This is a genomic window from Leptolyngbya sp. FACHB-60, from assembly GCF_014695775.1.
Classification (GTDB): Bacteria; Cyanobacteriota; Cyanobacteriia; order Phormidesmidales; family Phormidesmidaceae; genus Nodosilinea.
In genome coordinates this window covers 88,101-107,222 of record NZ_JACJOX010000031.1, presented here as the reverse complement: position 1 = coordinate 107,222, position 19,122 = coordinate 88,101, and the positions used below count along the sequence as shown (strand labels likewise).

Below are 19,122 nucleotides of genomic sequence, written 5' to 3'. Positions count from 1 at the left end.
TTGTGGCTATGGCCCTGCTGGTAACCTTGCTTCGGGGCAACCTCCCCATTGCCGCGATACTGGTTGTGCCATTCCGTAAGGGTGCTACGGGCAATGCCCAGCAGTTGACTGACGGCAACTTTGGATTGGCCTGACTCAATCGAGGCAATCACTTTCTGGCGCAGGTCAAGGCTGTAGGGAGCTGGCATCACTATAGTCCTCTCGATATCCTGTCATTTTGCCTGACCGAACCCTTATACGGATTGCTATATAACTGTTTAGGGCGGGAGGGTGCAGGATTTGCGCCCTCCCGCTCTCGTTTTAGAGCCGTCCGGTTCAGAGACGCCCGGCGTAAGCGGTCACCGGCTCTTTGATAAAGCGAACGTAGAGGTGCTTAAAGGTGGACTTCACCACCCGAGGCAGGCCAAAGTCGATGGGCATGAGTTCGGCGGGCAGCTGCCAGTCGGTCACTCCCAGGTCATCGGGGGTGAGCAGTGGGAAAGCCAATTCCTCCCAATCGGGACAAACCCCTAGCCGCATTGACTGGGCCACCGTGGGCACCGCCAGCGGATCGGCTCCCAGCACGTCGACCATGGCGCGATCGAGGGCAAACACGTTAGCAGACGCCCCTAGCACGCCTAAATCTCTGGGTTCCCCACCGCTGGGGCCATTGCCCTCATGGCCAATGATGCCATCCACAATGGTCAGCTCAGGGTCGACCAGCCGTGCCGTCTCTACCAACATGGTGCCAAAGCGCTGCACGTCTTTGCCCGCCTCCATGTGCCACCAGGCCTTCATTTTGCCGGGTACGCAGCCAAACAGGTTTTTGACCCCCAAGGTAAGGGTGAGCTGCACGTGGGACTTGACCTTAGGCAGGTTAATCACCACGTCGGCCTCCATTACTTCTTTAGAGAGGCGCAGGTGATCAAACTCAGGGTTGTCGGTAGGGTAGCGATCGCCGTGCAACTCCACGATCGGTAACCCAAGTTCCTGAGCCAGGGGCAGTAGCCCGTTGGCTTTGGCTACCCCACGGGCGCTGCCAAAGGCGGGGCTATCGCCCAAAAAGGGCTGGCCACCAACGGCTATCACCTGCTGGGCCACGGCATAAATTAGCTCAGGCCGGGTAGTGCATTCTTTAGTGGGGCGAGCGCCGGTCAGCAGGTTGGGCTTTAACAGCACGCGATCGCCCCGTTTTACGAAGGCCGCCATGCCTCCCAGGGGCGCGAGTAGCTGAGTGAGCGAGCGCTCCAGTTCAGCCCTTTGGTAAGACTGGGCGCGCATCAAACTGACTGGCACCACCATGGCACTCTCCCGGAATAAATGGTCTGATTGGAGAATAACGCGGAACCGAAGCGCCGCGCATCTCCTGTCTGCCCAACCACCCCCCGTGAGGACTTTACTATGCTCAGCCTGTGGGCCAAAACCAGCGGCACCTGGATCAACGTCGCCACCATTCTGCTGGGCACAACGTTGGGACTCATGCTGCGCAGCCGCTTGCCTAAGTCGATGCAGCAGATCATCACCCAGGCAGTGGGGCTGATGACTCTGGTAATTGGGGTCTCCATGGCCAGCAACCTGTCTGATGTCGACGCTGGCCCCATCGACGGCATTATCCTGGCGCTGCTGGTGATGGCGATGGGGGGGATGCTGGGCGAATGGTGGCAGATTGAGAAACGCCTCTCGGTATTGGGCGACTGGCTTAAGGCTAAGGTACGAGGCGGAGGCCGCTTTACCGAAGGGTTTGTGGCAGCTAGCCTGTTGTTTTGCGTTGGCCCCATGGCCATTGTCGGCAGCCTCAACAACGGCCTGTCAGGCGACAATGCTCTGCTCACGCTGAAGTCCACGATGGATGGGTTAGCGGCGATCGCCCTAACTGGCACCTACGGCGTTGGCGTTGGCTTTTCGGCCCTCAGCGTGCTGGGGATACAGGGGGCGTTGTCACTGTTGTCCAGCCTGTTGGGGACTGTTCTCGCTGACCCGACCACGAGTCCTCACGTTTTGTTGCTCACGGGTACCGGCGGGCTGATGATTTTGGGCATTGGTCTGAATCTGCTCGAAATCGGCCAGGTGAGGGTGGCCTCATTTTTGCCAGCTCTACTGCTATGCCCTGTGGCGATCGCCCTGGCCCAGCGTCTATAGCAGCCGGTCTGTTCAATAAATTGGCTCCAACAACAATGCCGGGCTGTATTACTACAACCCGGCATTGTTGGATCAACCCGTAGGAATCTGATGCGGATGGCGAGACTCGAACTCGCACAGCATAAGCCACACGCCCCTCAAGCGTGCGTGTCTACCAATTCCACCACATCCGCTGGTGATATTCTGAACGGTGCTCCATGGGCGCTACTGAGGGAATGTCGCCCAAGCACCAGCTCAGATATATAAGAGTAAACCATAATGGCCCCCTTGATAAGAGCACATTTCCAGCAATATTTGTTGCGCTAGCCCCGTGATAGGATCAGCGACCGTCGTCATCGTATGATGCTGATGATGGTCGGTTGCGGCACTGGGCTGGGGTTGCTTAGCTGGGCTGCCACCCCAAAACTCAATGGTCTGTTGCTATTTGCCCTACGTACATGCGCTTTTCCAAGATTTTGATTGCTAACCGAGGAGAAATCGCGCTGCGCATCCTCCGCACCTGCGAAGAAATGGACATAGCCACCGTTGCGGTTCACTCCACCGTCGATCGCCACGCCCTCCACGTGCAGCTTGCCGATGAAGCGGTATGCATTGGCGAGGCCCCTAGCCAAAAAAGCTACCTCAACATTCCTAACATTATTGCCGCTGCCCTGACTCGCAACGCCAGCGCCATTCACCCCGGCTATGGGTTTCTGGCCGAAAACGCCCGCTTTGCCGAAATCTGCGCCGACCACCAGATTGTCTTTGTTGGCCCCTCCCCCGACTCCATCCGCAGAATGGGCGACAAATCGACCGCGAAAGACACCATGCAAAAGGTGGGGGTGCCCACGGTGCCCGGCAGTGGCGGACTGCTGACCGACGAAGCCGAAGCCTATGCCATCGCCAGCGAAATTGGCTACCCGGTGATGATCAAGGCCACCGCTGGGGGCGGTGGGCGCGGCATGCGCCTGGTCAATAACGAGTCTGAGCTGGTCAAGGCCTTTATGGCAGCCCAAGGTGAGGCTCAGGCCGCCTTTGGCAATTCTGGCGTGTACATGGAAAAGTTTATCGATCGCCCCCGCCACATCGAGTTTCAGATTCTGGCCGACAGCTACGGCAACGTGGTGCACCTGGGCGAGCGCGACTGCTCGATTCAACGGCGGCACCAGAAGCTGCTCGAAGAAGCCCCCAGTCCCCGGCTGACCACAGACCAGCGCGAAAAAATGGGGGCAGCGGCGGTACTGGCAGCCCAGTCGATCAACTATGTAGGGGCGGGCACGGTCGAGTTCCTGGTCGATAGCCAGGGCAACTTCTACTTCATGGAAATGAATACCCGCATTCAGGTCGAGCACCCCGTCACCGAGATGATTACTGGCATTGACCTGATTGCCGCCCAGCTCACCATTGCCCAGGGCGAAAAACTGCCCTTTACCCAGTCAGATATTCAGATTCGCGGCCATGCGATCGAGTGCCGCATTAATGCCGAAGACCCCGACCACAACTTTCGCCCCAACCCCGGTCGTATTAGCGGCTACCTCGCCCCCGGCGGCATGGGCGTACGAATGGATTCCCACGTGTATACCGACTATGAAATTCCGCCCTACTACGATTCGCTGGTGGGCAAGCTAATTGTTTGGGGGCCAGACCGCCCCACCGCTATTCGTCGCATGCGCCGCGCCCTGCGAGAGTGCGCCATCACCGGCCTGCCCACCACCATTGGCTTTCACCAGAAGGTGCTAGAGAACGCCAACTTCCTCAGCGGTGATGTTTACACCAACTTTGTCGCAGAGATGATGGCAATTAAGTAGCTTAGTCTAGGACAACTTTGGCCCAGACTATTCATGGCCTTAAGCCAACCATGACGGGCCAGAGGCCCATCTCACAAGAGAGTGGTCATTGTTCTTGGGGCTCTGGCGGAAGTCTTGTGGGATAGCCGTCCCGGCTGTCCACTCCCGGCCAAGACGCACCGCTTATCACATTAAGCGAGAGAACCTCTAACCGAACATCCTTAATAAGCCCTGCTGCCCCACCAAAATTTCTCGCAGCAGGGTGACGATGCCCACCCAAATGACCGGGGCAATATCGACGCCGCCAATGGGTTGGACGAGCTTACGCATGGGCACCAGCAGGGGCTCCGTGGGCCAAGCGACGAGCGAAAAGGGCAGCTTAGACAAGTCGGCCTGGGGATACCAGGTGAGCACAATGCGAAAGATAAACAGTAGAGTCATGAGGCCCAATAGCAGGCCCACGCCTATATTCAGCACCTGTGTGGCGGCCATGGGTTACCCTCCAAAATACGCTGTTGCCGTAAAGTCATTCTAAAGCCTTCCTCGGCTGATTCTCCATGCCCTAGGGGCTGCTGAGGTTGACGCCGTTGGGAAAGCCATCGCACCAGACAGAGCTTTAGTGAAGGCGAGCGTGGTTGAGCAATAATGATCAATAATGGTCAATAACAATTCGGTTTCAATCGTTAATCAGGATCACAAAGATATGACATCGTCTTTAGCCAACTTCTTGCTAAGCCTGCTGGCTGGTGCCGTGATTATCATCATCCCCGCTACGATTTTTCTCGTGTTTGTTAGCCAGCGCGACAAAATTCAGCGCCAGTAGTCTCAGAGGGCTGTGCCTGCTGGTCTAGGTCGGAGGGTGCAACCTGTTAGTCTTGCGGTCGGGAACCCTTTAGGCGTTCCCGATTTTTTCGTTAAGTCGGCTAGAATTAACGTGTTCGGTTGGCAGAGGCGATCGCCTAAGAGGAATTTGCCGTGAATTTTGGTACCCCCGTCCCCCTGCTGCTGGGCATCTTTATGGTGATCTGCGGCGTGGCACTGTTCTTCTTAGAGCGGCTAAAGCCCGGCTATGAGCGCGACTCGGACAAGGTCTACGCAGTTTTGTTTCTGCTGTCAGGGGTGTTTCTGCTCGGCAACCTGGGCATGGACGTCATCTCCTCCTTTCAGCAAATGCTGTTGGTGGGCATGGTGGTGTCGCTGATGATTCAAAACATCAACTCCAGAACGCCGCTAGCTAAAGTGGGCTTTCAGGGCGATGGCGGCGATTTTGGTGGCGGTGGCGGCTATCGCCCGCCCCGAGGCAGTCGCCCGCCGGCTTATGCTCCTGACAACCGTGCAAACCTCCGCGCTGAGCTAGACCGCCGCGATTACGGCCCCGTTGATCCCTACAATCGGCCTCGGCCCATGCTTGAGGGGCGCGGTGAGCCAACTGGCCGCCCTCCCTACACCCCCGATGTGTACGGCGATGGTCGCCCCATGCGCCGCGAAGACATCCCCATGGATCGGCCGATGGATCGACCAGTGGATGGTCGGCCGATGGGCGATCGCCCCCCAGATGGCCCTGACGGCCAGCCCTACTACGACAGCAATCCTCGCCCTGGAGACGATCGCGTTCGCCGTCGTCGCCCTCCCAAGAACCGCAGCGAATACAACGATCGCTACCGCATTGACCCCGGCCCGCAGCCGCCTCGGCCTGACTACCGCCCCGATCGCGACCCGCTTTAGTCTTGGTGAAAGCTTCTAACCCTTCGGCTCATGCTCTGGCCTTGTTTCGGTAATTGCTTTGTTGTCTTTGCCCGTTGATTTCGATACCGCCACCATTGCCGGGACTGCGCTGTGGGCGATCGCGCTGTACTGGGGCTTTTCACCCTTTGCCGATCGGGTGATCTTAGCGTTTGAGAGCTGGCTGGGCGAAAACTCTCCGGCGGCATCACTACTGAGCGTCGTACCGTTTTTGGCGGCGGGTGGTTTAGCCTACTACAGTCTTACGCTGTCGCTGGGCGACAGTTGGGCTGTCAGTTTGGGGGTGCTGGCTGCAATAGGCTGCGGGGTATATGAGCTAGGTCGCCGGGACAGTCAGGCGTCTGAGTAGAGCTTACCGTTGACCCACTTCGCGTTAATTCTGTGAACCTAGCTAATCGGCTATGGGCTGAGGTTTTTTCGTATATTCTTCAAAAATTTACGCTGGCGACGTTTCTATGCGATCACGTCTTCATAGAGCTGAGCGGACGGAACCAAAATTGACCGCAGAAAGTCAACTAAGCGAGCAGTGCGGGGTATTCTACCGGCAAGACGCATCGCCCCAAAGAGATTTTTAAAACAAACAATTACTAAATTTATGAGTAACTCTGACTCTGCCCCCGAAAACAACAGCTTGAAGTCACTGCTGATTAAAGGGCTAGTCGGTGGTGTCGCTTTGGTTGGCACTACTGCTATTCCAATCGTAGTGCAGCGTTCTTTGGAGACCCCACCTGTCTCTCCAGCTGGCTCGGCCGCAACGGTTCCAGTGTCTCCAGCCCAACTCTCTCCGCTGCCCGATTCGTCGCAGGTGAACTCTGCTACGACCCGCCCGGCCATTGATGAGGATAAACAAGAGGATTCGTCAGACGAAAAAGGTAAAAAGAAACGTGTTGACGACTAGAAACCTAACGCTGCCGAAACACCTGCTGGAACGTCGGTAATGAGTTGGTCTCAAATGTGGGGTGGCGTCGGCATGGAAACAGAGTGAGCGCCACCGAACAGCTGTTTATGGGGAACTCTGCCCTGTGGAACAGCTATTTTTGCCTGGCTGACGTACAACCGTCGTTAAATGAGGTTAAAAAACTCAGGCTTTGGTTCTTTCCCCTAGATGATGAATCTAGAGTTAAACAGCGGGAGTAGGATATCGCCATTCTATGAAACCTAAGCAATTTATCCTTTTAGGGCCTCCTGGGGTGGGGGTTGAGGCGCAGGCGATCGCATTAGCAGAACGCTGGCAGGTTCCCTATGTTTCTATGGGCGAGCTGGTTCGTGGGGCGATCGCCGCCGAGACTGCAATTGGCATTGAGGCCCGCCCCTATATAGATGCGGGCGAGCTGATTCCCGATGCGTTGGCAATGAAGCTGATCCGCAAGCGGTTTGAGCAACCCGATACTATGCTCAAAGGCTGGGTTTTAGAAGGATTTCCGCGCACGCTGGCCCAAGCCCAGGCGTTTGATGAGTGGTGGGCAGCAGTGGGCCAGCCACCAGCGACAGTAGCCTATCTCAAAGCGACAGCTGAGTTTTTGATCATTCGCCTATTAAACGAAAGCAGCGAAAAGCCACCGATTTCTGCTATTCGCGAGCGTTTAGAGGGCTTTCAGCAGTCGTTAGAGCCGTTGCTTGAGTACTATCAGCAGCAGTCTCAGCTTGCCACCATCAATGCCAGCCTATCGTTTGCGGAGGTCGCCAGCGCCTTGACCCAGCTTGGTCAGGAAGACACGGGTGCGGCTAAATTGATTCACGATGAAGCCGAACTCGATGTGCTGTTGGCCAGTGAACCGTTGCTGGTGGTCGATTGTATGGCGTCTTGGTGTGGCTCGTGCAAACAGGTGACACCGTCGGTCGATAAACTGGCCGAAGCCTATGGCGACTCTGTCACCGTGAGAAAGATCGACTTTGACACCAATCGACAGATCACCAAGCGATTTGAGTTAAAGGGCATCCCGGCAGTGATGTTTTTTAAGAATGGCGAACGGTTAGAGACTCTAACCGGCGTCAAGTCTTACCAGGAATACAACGCAGCCGTAACTCGCCTATTGGCCTAAAGCCAAATGCAGAGAAACCGAATCCTACTGCCGATCTTATCGCCTTAAGAGCAAAGAGTTAACCACTACAGCTACGGAGCTAAACGCCATCATGCCGCCTGCGGCGGCGGGGCTGAGGCTAATCCCAGCGGTGGGCAGCAGCGCCCCAGCAGCGAGGGGAATCGCTACGAGGTTGTAGGCAAACGCCCAGGCCAGGTTTTGGCGAATTTTGTTAAACGTGGCGCGGCTGAGAGTGAGAGTTTCGAGCACCCCGGAGAGGTGGTCACCCATGAGAATCACGTCGGCTGTTTCCATGGCGATGTCGGTGCCGGAGTGGAGGCTGATGCCCACATCAGCCTGGGCGATCGCAGGGGCATCATTGATCCCATCGCCCATCAGCGCTACGGTGTGCCCCTCAGCCTGGAGCTGGCGAATCGCGTCAACCTTGCCCTGGGGGGAAACTTCAGCAGTGACCTGGCTGGGGCTAAGGTTGAGCTGGGCGGCGATCGCCCCTGCTACCTCTTTTCTATCGCCCGTCAATACCCGCACCTGGAGCCCCTGTTTTTGCAGAGTTTCAACTACAGCGGCGGCATCGGGGCGCAGCTGATCTGCGATCGCTACCAGCCCCACCACGCGATCGCCCAGCGCTACATAAACCACCGTCTGCCCAGCTTCCGCCAGCGCCTTAGCTCGATCTTGCACTGCGGCATCGAGCACCATTGCTCGCCGAGTCATCCATTGCTGGTTACCCAGGGCGCAGGGCTGCACGGTGTTTTGCCAGGTGATTTGGGCAGCCACGCCGAGGCCGGGTTGGGTGTCAAACTCATCAGCTGGTAGCAGATCTAATTCTCGCGCGGCTGCCGCTTGGTGAATGGCTTTGGCCAGGGGGTGGCGGGTGCCGCTTTCGACCGTGGCGGCGAGTTGCACAATGTCGGCTTCGCTCAGGCCCTCTGCGACAACGTGAATCTCTGTCACTGTCGGCTGGCCCAAGGTGAGAGTGCCGGTTTTGTCGAATACCACCGTGTCGAGGTGGTGGATGGTTTCGAGGCTGTCGCCGCCGCGAATCAGCAGGCCGCGCTCGGCCCCTAGCCCAGAGCCGACGAGGATGGCGGTAGGGGTGGCCAGACCAAGAGCGCAGGGGCAGGCGACGACCATCACCGCGATCGCGAGCTTAAGGCTCACCAGCAGCGTTGAGGAGGTGTCGGTCATGGTGTGGCCCATGTGGGCCATGCCCAGGGCCGAGTGCATCACCTGGGGCCAGTGGTGCAGCCCGATGAAGTACCAAAATAGGAACGTGAGCGTGGCCAGGGACATCACCCCATAGGTGAAGTAGCCCGAGATCACATCCGCTAACCGCTGAATCGGGGCCTTGCGGCTCTGGGCCGTTTCTACCAGGCGAATCATTTGAGCCAGCACGGTGTTTTGGCCGGTACCAGTGACTTGCAGGGCGATCACGCCGCTTTGGTTCACCGTGCCTGCCGTCACGCCGTCACCGGCCTGCTTCAGCACTGGCATCGACTCGCCGGTCAGCATCGACTCATCTACAGTGGTTTGGCCTGAGACCACTGTGCCATCAGCGGAAATTTTTTCGCCGGGCAGCACCTGCACCCATTCGCCCACCTGCACACAGCGGGCGGGCACCTCCACGCCGGTTTGGGCAGCTCCAGCGGTGGCGGGGTTGGAGATTAATCGGGCCACGGCGGGCTGGAGTTCGACCAGCGATCGCAGCGCGTCTGCCGCCCGATATCTGGCCCGCTGCTCTAACGTGCGGCCCAGCAAAATAAACGCCAGCAGCATCACCGGCTCTTCAAAAAAGCACTCCCAGCCCAGCCCAGGAAACACCAGCGCCACCACACTAGCCAGGTAGGCGCTAACGCTGCCCAGGGCCACTAGAGTATTCATGTTGGGAGCCAGCCGCCGCACACCGGCCCAGCCATCCACAAGGATTTCCCGCGCCGGCCCAATCAGCGTCACCGTGGCCAGCAGGGCGTGAAACCACAGGTCGCTGAGAATGGGGATCGTCAGCCAGCCGAAGTGATTGAGGTGGCCAATGGTGGAAAGGATGAGGAGGGCGATCGCCACCCCCAGCCGCTGTCCCTGCTGCTGCTGTTCGGCCCGCTTGGCCTCGACCCAGGCGGTGAGGTCGTCGCCATCGCCATCGGTAGTTCTAGGGGTCGCCGCAAAGCCCGCCTGAGTCACCTGGTCGGCCAGCTGGTCGGCGCTCACCACACCAGCCTCTGTTTCGACTACCGCCACCTCGGTCACCAGGTTCACCGTGGCCGAGCGCACCCCATCCACCTGAGCCAGGCGGTTTTCAACGGCTCGCACGCACCCGGCGCATTTCATACCGCTGACGTTGAGCACTACGGTCTGACGGTTAGATGGCTCTAAATCCGTTTCTGAAACAGAGGTTTGGGGAGAAAGAACTTGCATAGGGCGAAACGTTAGGGGCAGTAGTGGATCTAGCCTACCAACCCCCTTCTCTCCTGCGTATCTCCCTGCTTGGCGAAAAATTGGATCTTCGCGCTGCGTTCGATCAAATCTGGATAAGGCTAGAGTCCCGCAAGATCCCTGTCTAGGGAGTTTGAGAGAATTAACTGACTGATGGCCTTGCCCGCAAACCGCCGCTGATGGGCCAACTAATCCCTTCGGGTACCTAAGCAATACTCACAAAGATCACAGAATCTCACCCTGCCCCCTTCCATAGACATAGGCCTATGCCCCTGGGCAGTTGCTGACGTATAGCCAGATACCTAGACTGCTACATACATAAACAGCCCGCCTGAACGACTGTTTAACTGAGGCGGCCAGCCTTTCTCCACCGCTTTACCGTCAAAAGCTCAAGAAACGTTCACTCGCGATCGCAAACTCCGACTCCTCAGAATTCATGCGCGACCTGCAAGCCCTCACCAGCCTACCCTTCGACCTAATTGTGATTGGCGGCGGCATCAACGGTGCCGCCACGGCGCGCGATGCCGCCCTGCGCGGATTGCGCACCATCCTGATTGAGAAGGGCGATTTTGGTGGCGGCACTACTAGCTGGTCGAGCCGCCTCCTTCATGGCGGGCTGCGATATTTAGAATATTTTGAATTTGACCTGGTGCGCGAATCGCTCCACGAACGCGAGGTGCTGCTGCGCAATGCACCCCACCTGGTTAAACCGCTGTCGCTGACGATTCCTATCTATCGCAGTGGTTCGCGCAGCTACCGCATCGTTCAGGCCGGCATGGTGCTCTACGACCTGCTCAGCTATGACAAGTCGCTACCCAACCACCGCATGCTGTCGCGCCGCAGCACCCGGCAATTATTTCGCGCCATCGACGCCGATGGGCTAGCGGGGGCCGCCCAATACTACGACGGCCAGGCCGAGCATGCCGAGCGGCTGTGTTTAGAAAATATTCTCGATGCCGAGCAGGCCGGGGCTACGGTGCTCAACTATGCCCAGGTCGAAGATATTCACCTCAGCGAGCAGCGAATTACTGGGCTGACCTGTCGCGATCTGTTGAGCGGCGACCCCTTCGAGGTGACAATCCACGATCGCAGTGTGGTGATCAACGCGTCTGGCCCCTGGGTGGATGAGGTGTGTGGGCTCAGCCAGTCGCCGGTGAGCAAAGGCCGCCAGATCGGCGGCACCAAGGGCAGCCACATTATTGTCGATGCCTTCCCCGGCGCGCCCAACTCAGCCCTGTATGTAGAGGCCAAGTCTGACGGACGGCCCTTTTTCATTTTGCCCTGGCTGAGCCAGTATCTGATTGGCACCACCGATGAGCACTACACAGGCTCCCTCGACCGGGTCAAGGCCGACGATGCCGAAATCGACTACTTACTCAAGGAAACTAACGCCGTGCTGCCCGCTGCCCACCTAACTCGGGAGGATGTGCGCTTTACCTACGCTGGGGTACGGCCTTTGCCCTACGCCGAGGGCAAAAAGACCGGCAGCATTACCCGCGCCCACATTCTGCACGACCACAGTCAAGAGGGAGCCAAGAACCTGATCTCGCTGATTGGCGGCAAGCTCACCACCCATCGCCAGGTGGGCGAGGAGTTTGTAAATGCTGCCTTTCGCCAGCGAGGTGAGGCGGTGCCCACCTGCCCAACCCACCAGCGCCCCTTACCCGGAGCCATGCTGCTCGACGACCCTAGGGTGGGCGAGTGGCGCGATCGCTACCGCCACCGCATTGCCCCCACCAGCCTTAGCCACCTCATCGCCATCTACGGTGCTCGCACAGGCGACCTGCTAGCTCTAATCGATCGCCACCCCGCCCTGGCCCAGCCCATTGTCGACTACGCCCCAGACATTCAGGCTCAGATCGTGTTTGCGGTGCAGGCCGAGCTGGCCCACACCTTTGTAGATATCTTGCGCCACCGCACTACCGTAGCCATGCACCACACCTATGGCTTTGCGGCACTACCCGTGGTGGCTCAGGTGCTACAGGAGTATTGTGGATGGAGTGAGAACCTGTGCGATCGCAACATTCGCGCCTACCACCAGTTCATGTCCACCAACTGCATTCCCGACTATGCGCTGGGGCAGGAGAGCGCGTCGTTGCAGACTGCTTAATTGTAGGTAGGGGGTAAGAGGTAGGGGGTAAACCGTTTTAGAACGCTAAAATCCCTCACTCCCCACTGCTCACCCCTCACTCCCTACTCCTCCATCCTCCACTCCCCATGCTCGTCGCCCCAACCTCTCAGCAAATTATCTCGACCTACAAGAACCGCCCAGTCACCGTCGCCATTTTGGGATCTGGGGCCTGGGGCAGTGCTCTGGCCCACCTGGCCGCCGCCAACCACCACACCGTGCGCATCTGGTCTCGATCGGGCAGCGTTTCTCTGCGAAATGCCGTCGCTGGAGCGGAGGTAATTCTGTCGGCCATTTCCATGAAAGGGGTGCTTGATCTGGTCACCCAGCTCAAATCGCTAAATATTCCTGAAACCACGGTGATGATGACGGCTACCAAGGGTTTTGACCCAGAAACCACCCTGACGCCATCGGTAATTTTTCAACAGGCGTTTCCTACCCATGCGGTGGCTGTGCTCTCTGGCCCCAACCTCTCTAAGGAAATTGAGGCCGGGTTACCCGCCGCCACAGTGATTGCCTGTGCCAACGAAACCGCCGCTGAGGCCGTGCAGCACGTATTTGCCTCCGACCACTTTCGCACCTACACCAGCACCGATCCCCTAGGGGCTGAGCTGGGCGGCACGCTAAAGAATGTGGTGGCGATCGCCGTCGGTGTCTGCGAAGGGCTCAATCTGGGCTCTAACGCGCGATCTGCCCTGATCACCCGCGCGCTGCCGGAGGTGATGCGCATTGGCACCCATCTAGGCGGGCAGCCTGAAACCTTTTTAGGTCTCTCGGGCTTGGGGGACATGCTGGCCACCTGCACCAGCGCCCTCAGCCGCAACTACCGAGTGGGCTACGGCCTTGCCCAGGGGAAATCTCTAAAGCAAATTTTAGAAGAACTGGGCAGCACCGCCGAGGGCATAAACACTGCCTACGTCCTCCACGACATTGCCCAGCGAGAGCAGCTTTCAGCACCGATTTCTCAGCAGGTGTATTTGCTGGTCAAGGGCGACATCTCAGCCGCAGAGGCCGTCGCCGCCCTAATGGAACGCAAGCTCAAAGCTGAAGACTACCAAGAGGTCTTGCAGTGCGAATGATCGTCTTCACCCTGCCGTTTTCGTGCTTTTGCCTATTTACGCTGCGTCCCTTTAAACGGGTTAAACGGGCTCCGGAAAAGTAGCGGGCGAAAACATCTTCAGCATGGCGGTGTAGTGGGGTTCATAGTGCTTGACATTGATCTCGCCCACGCAGGCCGACAGCTCTTGATCGAGCAGGTTGACCATCAGTCGCACCAAGCCCCAATTTACCTTGAGCCTGGGGTACAGCATGACGCAGAGCGGAAACAACTCCTGGGCGATCGCCGAGATGTTGTTCTCTAGCATGCAGGTCCAGAGATAAATCTGAAACATCTCCACATCGCGAATGCTGGAGGTGCGCACCGTGGCCTCGCTGAGAGACCCGGTATAGCTCGCATAGTCAGGGCACAGCGCAATGACTTGATTCACGATGCTCTTGGCAATGCGGCTAGTGGCCGGCAGGGCTAGCCGCACTGTCTCTAAACGCGGGTCATCGTAGTCGTAATTAGCAGCAGCAGCGTAGGCCCGGTGCAGCGGCATATACAACAGATCGTCAACCACCTTAAAGTAGCTTTGTAGGGTCGATTGCTCGACCGCAGGGGCCTCCGCCGAGAGCATCTGACCGCAATAGTGAAACTGCATGCTGACAAACCCAATCACCCTTGGGTCTACCGCGGTGTGGGTCTGGCGAATGGCACCCAACTGCTTAGAGGCCGCCACCGAAAAACGCTGGGGTGTTACCCCCTTGGCGTAGGCCGCCAGCGCTTCTTCATAGACCGAGTGCACGTCTTTAGCAATGGTCCAGGGGTCAATCAGGCTAGGGCTGATTTGGTGCCGACGGACTTCGTGAGATAGTAGCGTTTCCGTTTTATTCCAGGCTCGGGCGCTGACAGAGCGCAGAATATCGACGAGTTTTTGAGCGACATCCGGTCTAGATTGGGACTCATCTAAGCTCAGCAGCACCTGATCTTGACGATGCAGGTCTTTGATGTACTTCTTTGCCCAAACCTCAGACAGAGAAAGTACTTCAGCAGCCTTGTCTGTAGCACCAACTTTTTCTAGACGGCCAACTTTCAGGCTGGTCGATACTGAGCAGTCTGTCACCATAGGAACACAACCACAATGTTAAGGAAACTGTAACGACGGAAAGCAAGCTTTAAAAGCCATATTAAGCCCAGGCTGGTCAGCCAACTCGATAACACCCCAGAAACTGGTGAACTGAATTCACCAATCTTTATTCTTCGCAATGGTTCGCAAAATAAGCAAGTTTTTAATGGAATCTACGCAATTCTAACGAGCCTAAAGTTCGGGGCAGTCCCTATCGGGCAACAACCTGCCTGGAGGCGGTAACCGGCTAAAGGCATCCGCTACGGTCTGTGTTAAAAATTTCACTACGACCTGATGACAAAGAATGCTGCGGCATACGTCATAGTCAGGGGCAGAACTATTCTCCAACGGTTAGGGATGAGCAGCCATAGGTGTTGATCTGCTTCAACAGCTGGGGGGACCAGGCTGGATCGATCGCAGGCGGTTACTGGGTCGCTAGCAGCCGCAGTTCGCCATCGGCTTCTACGGTACCCAAAAACTCGATGGCGTAGGGCACTTTGCACGTCTCGACTCAGCAGTTGGCCGTCTACCACCCGCCCCACCGAAAACTCTGGCGGCGTAGTGAATGTCTCAAAGGGGACGGTTTCGGTTTCATTTGGCGGTAGCGCACTAGGCACACCTGCCCCAAGACGGTGGAGGGCAGCACCGTGAGAAAGTCGTAGGGCATCAAGTTCCAGTCACGCACCCAGGTGCCGAGAAAAGGGGCGATCGCCGGATCGGTCTCTGCCCATGACTGCCGAAACGCCTCCTCTGACGAGATTGGCTTGGTTCGCGCAGCGCTCTCGGCGGGAACCGATTTCGGCTGTCGTCCTACCATGCCTGACCTCAACACCACATTCACTATTGTTTGCGCTGAGTGTAGCAATGGTAGAGAGGCGATCGCGCCCTTAACAATCCAGTCCTACAGGTAGCCGATGAAGATGTCTGGTTTACCTAAATAATTACCTTGAGCGAGGGCGATCGCACCAATGCATCATTAAAATGATGGCGTAGCTTGTATTAGACTTACCGGAAAAAATTCTTAGCCGCCACCTCCGGGCCAATATCACGCTTATGCAAGCGGCACTAAATACATGTCCCTAAAAATAGTCTCTTCTACAATAAAAACGTAGCCCTTTGGCTTATAGAAACTCTCTCTTCAGTAGGATATCGCAGCCAGATCGCTACTCCATTGGACTCAAAAAACTGGCAACATCTAAAACAGCCGCACGAACGTTTTTGAATTTGCTGTAATAGCCCAAATATATAGACAACACTTTGTCTGACAACGAATCGAAGAGAGCAAACTTAGCCGCGATCGCACTTCAAGACATTTTTCTTTACAAAAGAATATATGCCTACTGACAGTTAGCGGCTCTTTTCTGGATTATGCCCGCTGGTGGATGAGATATTGATACCTACCTAGTAGTTTGAGGTCATTGATGCTGATAGAGGTAATCTATGACTAATTTTTCTGAACAAGCCGATAATGTTGCTGATCAGGCTGCCGACCAGACTCAAAATTTGACTGAGCAAGCAGGAAATGCTGTCGGCCAAGTTCCTGAGAAAACCGAAGAACTGGCTCGCAAAGCCGACGATGCATCCCATCAGGTTCCTGACCAGGTTGAAGCGGTTAAGGCTGCGGTGACTAAGCCTCTGCCCAAGCCTCCCGCCATGTCGGCAAACCAAGCACCTGCTGAAGAACTGCTCAAGCGCCTGCAATGGGGCGAGCCAGCGCTGACTATCATCGACGTGCGCAGTCGAGAAGACTTTAATAACGAGCGGATTACTGGTGCTGTGCCCATGCCCATTGACGAGCTTCTTGCTGACGCTGAGAATGCCCTAGAGCACAAGCGCGATATCTACATCTATGGCGACAGCGCTGACGATGCTGCTAGCCAACTCCGTCAGGCAGGCTATGGCAGTGTAGCCGTATTGCAGGGTGGGCTTTCGGCATGGAAGGATGTTGGTGGCCCCACCGAAGGTGTCTACGCTTTTTCGTCGCCGCTCAAAGATTAAACGCTTTTAGCAGTAATTTTGAACAGTAAAAACCTGATTTGAGAAGTCTAGAAGAGTGCTTTGCAGCAGGCGGTTGCGATCGCTCTCCTAGACCGCTCCCACAACTCAGGAATGTTCAAACTGGGCTTAGTAAAAGTTAAAGCCCGACAAGAGCAATAGTGAACCGATTCCCCTCGTACTTTCTTTAATAGAGAAGAGTATGGGGGAGTCGGCATTTTTGCACGCAATTTAGAAAGCCAGAAAAAGCGCTAGGGCAAGCAGTCTAAATAGTTATCCATATCCCAGTTGGTAGTGGTAGCCAAAAACCGCTCCCACTCGTCGCGCTTGTATTGATCAAAGATGCGATGCATTTCTCCTGGCAGTGCCGACTGAATCACCTTGTCGGTGGCGAGGCAGTCGAGGGCCTCGCCAAGAGACATAGGTAGCTTTTTCACCTTTTTGCCGTCTTCCATAGCTTCGTAGATGTTGCGCTGCTCAGGCTCACCGGGGTCGAGTTGGCGGCTGAGGCCATCATCAAAGGCCTTGAGAATGGCACCAGCCATCAGGTAGGGGTTCACCATAGAGTCAACGGCACGATACTCAAAGCGACCAGGGGCAGAAATGCGCAGGCCACAGGTGCGGTTTTGAAAGCCCCAGTCGGAGTAGACCGGTGCCCAAAAGCCTGCATCCCATAGGCGGCGGTAAGAGTTGACCGTGGAGCAGCCGATCGCCGTTAGCGCGGGCAGGTGCTCGATCACGCCGCCAATGCAGTGCAGCCCCACCTGACCCGGCATACGGCGAGACACGCCTTCCTCAGGCAGAAAGGTGTTTTCGCCCCCTTGGTGATAGGTGAAATTGCCCTCCAAACCGGGCAGTGAACTAAAGCCAAACATTTTGGTGGCCGTGTCGCCGCCCCGCCACAGCGACAGGTTGTGGTGGCAGCCCGAGGCCGAGACCCCCATAAACGGCTTCGACATGAAGCAGGCGATTAGGTTAAACTCGCGGGCTACCTGGGCGCAGATCTGGCGGTAGGTAGAGAGGCGATCGCAGGTTCGCAGCGCATCATCAAACATAAAGTTCAACTCCAGCTGTCCCGGCGCATCCTCATGGTCACCCTGGATCATGTCGAGCCCCATAGCGCGCCCATACTCGATCACTCGCAGAAACACCGGGCGCAGCTCTTCAAACTGGTCGATGTGGTAGCAGTTGGGCTTGGTAACGCCGCCATCGGGCTTGCCATCAGGCCCTTTTTTAAGCCACATCATCTCGGGTTCACAGCCGTGGCGCAGCTGTAGCCCGTGTTTGGCCTGGAATTCGGCATGGATGCGCTTCAGGTTGCCCCGACAGTCGCCGGTCAGAAAGGCCGCCGCGTCTTCTTCCTCTTCGCGGTTGCGGAAGCAGACGCAGTAGACCCGCGCTACCCGCTGATCCCACGGCAGCTGGCAAAAGGTTTCGGGGTCGGGGATGGCAACCAGTTCTGCCGCCTCGGGGCCGTAGCCGAGGTACTGGCCGTGGCGATTCATGGCTAGGTTGGCGGTGGCCCCATAGACCAGCTGAAAACCCTTCTCGGCAGTAACCTCCCAGTAGTCGGCGGGGATGCCCTTGCCGACAATGCGCCCCGTCACGGAAATGAACTGGTAATAGATGTATTGAATGCCCAGCTCGTCGATTTTGGCCCGTACCTGCTTAACTAGCTCATCGCGCCCCTCTGCGGCGACATAGCGCTCTAGATCCGTGGTATCTACCCGTGTTAGCACTCCAGTCACCGTGAGCCTCCTAGTTTGCAGCGCAGCAAGAATGGTCTCAGTAAAACCAACTTGTTATGACAAGTTTGTAGCCATTGATACGTGCCCTAGAAAACAAATTTTCTGCATCTGTAGTCATCAATCTTGGCATTCTGCAAAGGAAGACCGGTTTCTCTAGTCTTCTAAATCGCTGGGAAAGTGCTAAGACCCGATCGCATTCCCCCAGTCACCCGGTGTTTAACCTGGGGAACCTACAATAGCCCGTAGCGTTTATGCACCTGCACTATGGACTTTCACTGCCAGGCGATCATCTTTGATGTCGATGGGGTGCTGATTGACTCCGACCCAGTGGCAGAGCGCCATTGGCGGGCCTGGGCCAATCGCCACGGTATTGACTACGACGCGATCGCCCGCATTCACCACGGTCGCCCCACGATAGAGACCATTCGTCAGGTTGCACCCCATGTGGATGCTGCCCAAGAGGCCCACATCAAAGAAACTGCCGAGGCTGACGATACCGAAGGGCTAACGCTGTATCCGGGCGTGAAAGAGCTTTTGGCTCAGCTGCCGCGCGATCGCTGGGGAGTAGCCACCAGCGGCACCCGCCGTACAGTCTCCCTACGCTTTCCCCATCTAAGCTTGCCAGAGCCCTCAGTAATGGTGACTGCTGACGATGTGCAGCGGGGGAAGCCAGCACCCGATCCCTATCTGCTGGCGGCTGAGCGCATGGGAGTGGCCCCGGTTGACTGCCTGGTGATCGAAGATGCCCCTGCTGGGGTAGCGTCAGCCAAAGCTGCTGGTGCAAAGGTAATTGCGGTGACGACAACGAATAGGGCTGGTGAGCTGGGGTTGGCCGATGCGATCGCCCCCGCCCTAGCCTCTATTCAAATCAGCATTAACCCCCAGGGTTTACTGGTTCAGATGAGCGGTGCAGTATAAAACTTGGCCTCAGATGCAGTTTCAGTTTTTGCAACCATCCTGAGCTGGTCAACCCCATCGCGTAGGTTA

Annotated in this window: 18 protein-coding genes and 1 tRNA gene; 11 read left to right on the top strand and 8 right to left on the bottom strand. The window is 56.9% G+C overall.

Annotated features, from left to right (window positions below; all coding sequences use genetic code 11):
* Both H6F57_RS13540 and H6F57_RS13535 read right to left on the bottom strand, forming a co-directional pair.
* The coding region (locus tag H6F57_RS13540; RefSeq protein ID WP_190624969.1) for an IS630 transposase-related protein at positions 1-188 on the bottom strand (188 nt) is incomplete at its 3' end.
* A 127-nt stretch (positions 189-315) separates the two neighbouring features.
* Complete coding sequence (locus H6F57_RS13535) at positions 316-1,281, bottom strand: DUF362 domain-containing protein (protein ID WP_190624970.1); 966 nt, start codon at positions 1,279-1,281, stop codon at positions 316-318.
* Between the two features lie 99 nt (positions 1,282-1,380).
* Between H6F57_RS13535 and H6F57_RS13530 the strand changes: the two genes are divergently transcribed.
* On the top strand, positions 1,381-2,118 hold the full coding sequence (locus H6F57_RS13530; RefSeq protein WP_190624971.1) for a DUF554 domain-containing protein: 738 nt from the start codon (positions 1,381-1,383) through the stop codon (positions 2,116-2,118).
* 91 nt (positions 2,119-2,209) lie between these two features.
* Here H6F57_RS13530 and H6F57_RS13525 read toward each other — a convergent pair.
* Positions 2,210-2,291, bottom strand: a tRNA-Leu gene (locus H6F57_RS13525).
* Between the two features lie 264 nt (positions 2,292-2,555).
* Between H6F57_RS13525 and accC the strand changes: the two genes are divergently transcribed.
* Positions 2,556-3,905 carry an acetyl-CoA carboxylase biotin carboxylase subunit gene (gene accC / locus H6F57_RS13520; RefSeq protein WP_190624972.1) on the top strand — a complete coding sequence of 450 codons (1,350 nt, stop codon included), beginning with the start codon at positions 2,556-2,558 and terminating at the stop codon, positions 3,903-3,905.
* 186 nt (positions 3,906-4,091) lie between these two features.
* Here the strand turns inward: accC and H6F57_RS13515 are convergent, their stop codons facing one another.
* Entirely contained in the window at positions 4,092-4,376 is a 285-nt protein-coding gene (locus H6F57_RS13515; RefSeq protein ID WP_190624973.1) for a YggT family protein, read from the bottom strand.
* A gap of 211 nt (positions 4,377-4,587) precedes the next feature.
* Here H6F57_RS13515 and H6F57_RS13510 point away from each other — a divergent pair, with 211 nt between their 5' ends.
* The 5 genes from H6F57_RS13510 (at position 4,588) to H6F57_RS13490 (ending at position 7,669) form a co-directional block, all read left to right on the top strand.
* Positions 4,588-4,707 (top strand): photosystem II reaction center X protein, encoded by a 120-nt coding sequence (locus H6F57_RS13510; protein WP_190624974.1) that lies wholly within the window; start codon positions 4,588-4,590, stop codon positions 4,705-4,707.
* Between the two features lie 152 nt (positions 4,708-4,859).
* On the top strand, positions 4,860-5,609 hold the full coding sequence (locus H6F57_RS13505; protein WP_190624975.1) for a Ycf66 family protein: 750 nt from the start codon (positions 4,860-4,862) through the stop codon (positions 5,607-5,609).
* A gap of 67 nt (positions 5,610-5,676) precedes the next feature.
* Positions 5,677-5,976: a hypothetical protein gene (locus H6F57_RS13500; protein WP_190625052.1), complete on the top strand. Its 300-nt coding sequence runs from the start codon at positions 5,677-5,679 to the stop codon at positions 5,974-5,976.
* A 246-nt stretch (positions 5,977-6,222) separates the two neighbouring features.
* A complete protein-coding gene (locus H6F57_RS13495) occupies positions 6,223-6,525 on the top strand; it encodes a hypothetical protein (protein ID WP_190624976.1) in 303 nt (100 codons plus the stop codon).
* Between the two features lie 253 nt (positions 6,526-6,778).
* The gene (locus H6F57_RS13490) at positions 6,779-7,669 is read left to right on the top strand and encodes a nucleoside monophosphate kinase (protein ID WP_190624977.1); all 891 of its coding nucleotides are present in this window, start codon (positions 6,779-6,781) and stop codon (positions 7,667-7,669) included.
* Positions 7,670-7,705: 36 nt separating this feature from the next.
* On the opposite strand, the gene H6F57_RS13485 is transcribed toward H6F57_RS13490, so the two are convergent.
* Positions 7,706-10,081 carry a heavy metal translocating P-type ATPase gene (locus tag H6F57_RS13485; protein WP_190624978.1) on the bottom strand — a complete coding sequence of 792 codons (2,376 nt, stop codon included), beginning with the start codon at positions 10,079-10,081 and terminating at the stop codon, positions 7,706-7,708.
* 454 nt (positions 10,082-10,535) lie between these two features.
* Between H6F57_RS13485 and H6F57_RS13480 the strand changes: the two genes are divergently transcribed.
* Together H6F57_RS13480 and H6F57_RS13475 are read left to right on the top strand one after the other, a co-directional pair.
* Complete coding sequence (locus H6F57_RS13480; RefSeq protein WP_190624979.1) at positions 10,536-12,209, top strand: glycerol-3-phosphate dehydrogenase/oxidase; 1,674 nt, start codon at positions 10,536-10,538, stop codon at positions 12,207-12,209.
* Between the two features lie 107 nt (positions 12,210-12,316).
* On the top strand, positions 12,317-13,306 hold the full coding sequence (locus H6F57_RS13475) for an NAD(P)H-dependent glycerol-3-phosphate dehydrogenase (protein ID WP_190624980.1): 990 nt from the start codon (positions 12,317-12,319) through the stop codon (positions 13,304-13,306).
* Positions 13,307-13,366: 60 nt separating this feature from the next.
* Here H6F57_RS13475 and H6F57_RS13470 read toward each other — a convergent pair whose 3' ends face one another.
* Both H6F57_RS13470 and H6F57_RS13465 read right to left on the bottom strand, forming a co-directional pair.
* Positions 13,367-14,392, bottom strand: a complete 1,026-nt coding sequence (locus H6F57_RS13470) for a hypothetical protein (RefSeq protein ID WP_190624981.1) — start codon at positions 14,390-14,392, stop codon at positions 13,367-13,369.
* Between the two features lie 526 nt (positions 14,393-14,918).
* Complete coding sequence (locus tag H6F57_RS13465; RefSeq protein WP_190624982.1) at positions 14,919-15,209, bottom strand: hypothetical protein; 291 nt, start codon at positions 15,207-15,209, stop codon at positions 14,919-14,921.
* 623 nt (positions 15,210-15,832) lie between these two features.
* Here H6F57_RS13465 and H6F57_RS27590 point away from each other — a divergent pair.
* Positions 15,833-16,390 carry a rhodanese-like domain-containing protein gene (locus H6F57_RS27590; RefSeq protein WP_242024754.1) on the top strand — a complete coding sequence of 186 codons (558 nt, stop codon included), beginning with the start codon at positions 15,833-15,835 and terminating at the stop codon, positions 16,388-16,390.
* 248 nt (positions 16,391-16,638) lie between these two features.
* Here the strand turns inward: H6F57_RS27590 and H6F57_RS13455 are convergent, their stop codons facing one another.
* Positions 16,639-18,135 (bottom strand): glutamine synthetase family protein, encoded by a 1,497-nt coding sequence (locus H6F57_RS13455; RefSeq protein WP_190624983.1) that lies wholly within the window; start codon positions 18,133-18,135, stop codon positions 16,639-16,641.
* A 264-nt stretch (positions 18,136-18,399) separates the two neighbouring features.
* Here H6F57_RS13455 and H6F57_RS13450 point away from each other — a divergent pair, with 264 nt between their 5' ends.
* Complete coding sequence (locus tag H6F57_RS13450) at positions 18,400-19,053, top strand: HAD family hydrolase (RefSeq protein WP_190624984.1); 654 nt, start codon at positions 18,400-18,402, stop codon at positions 19,051-19,053.
* Positions 19,054-19,122 lie beyond the last annotated feature (69 nt).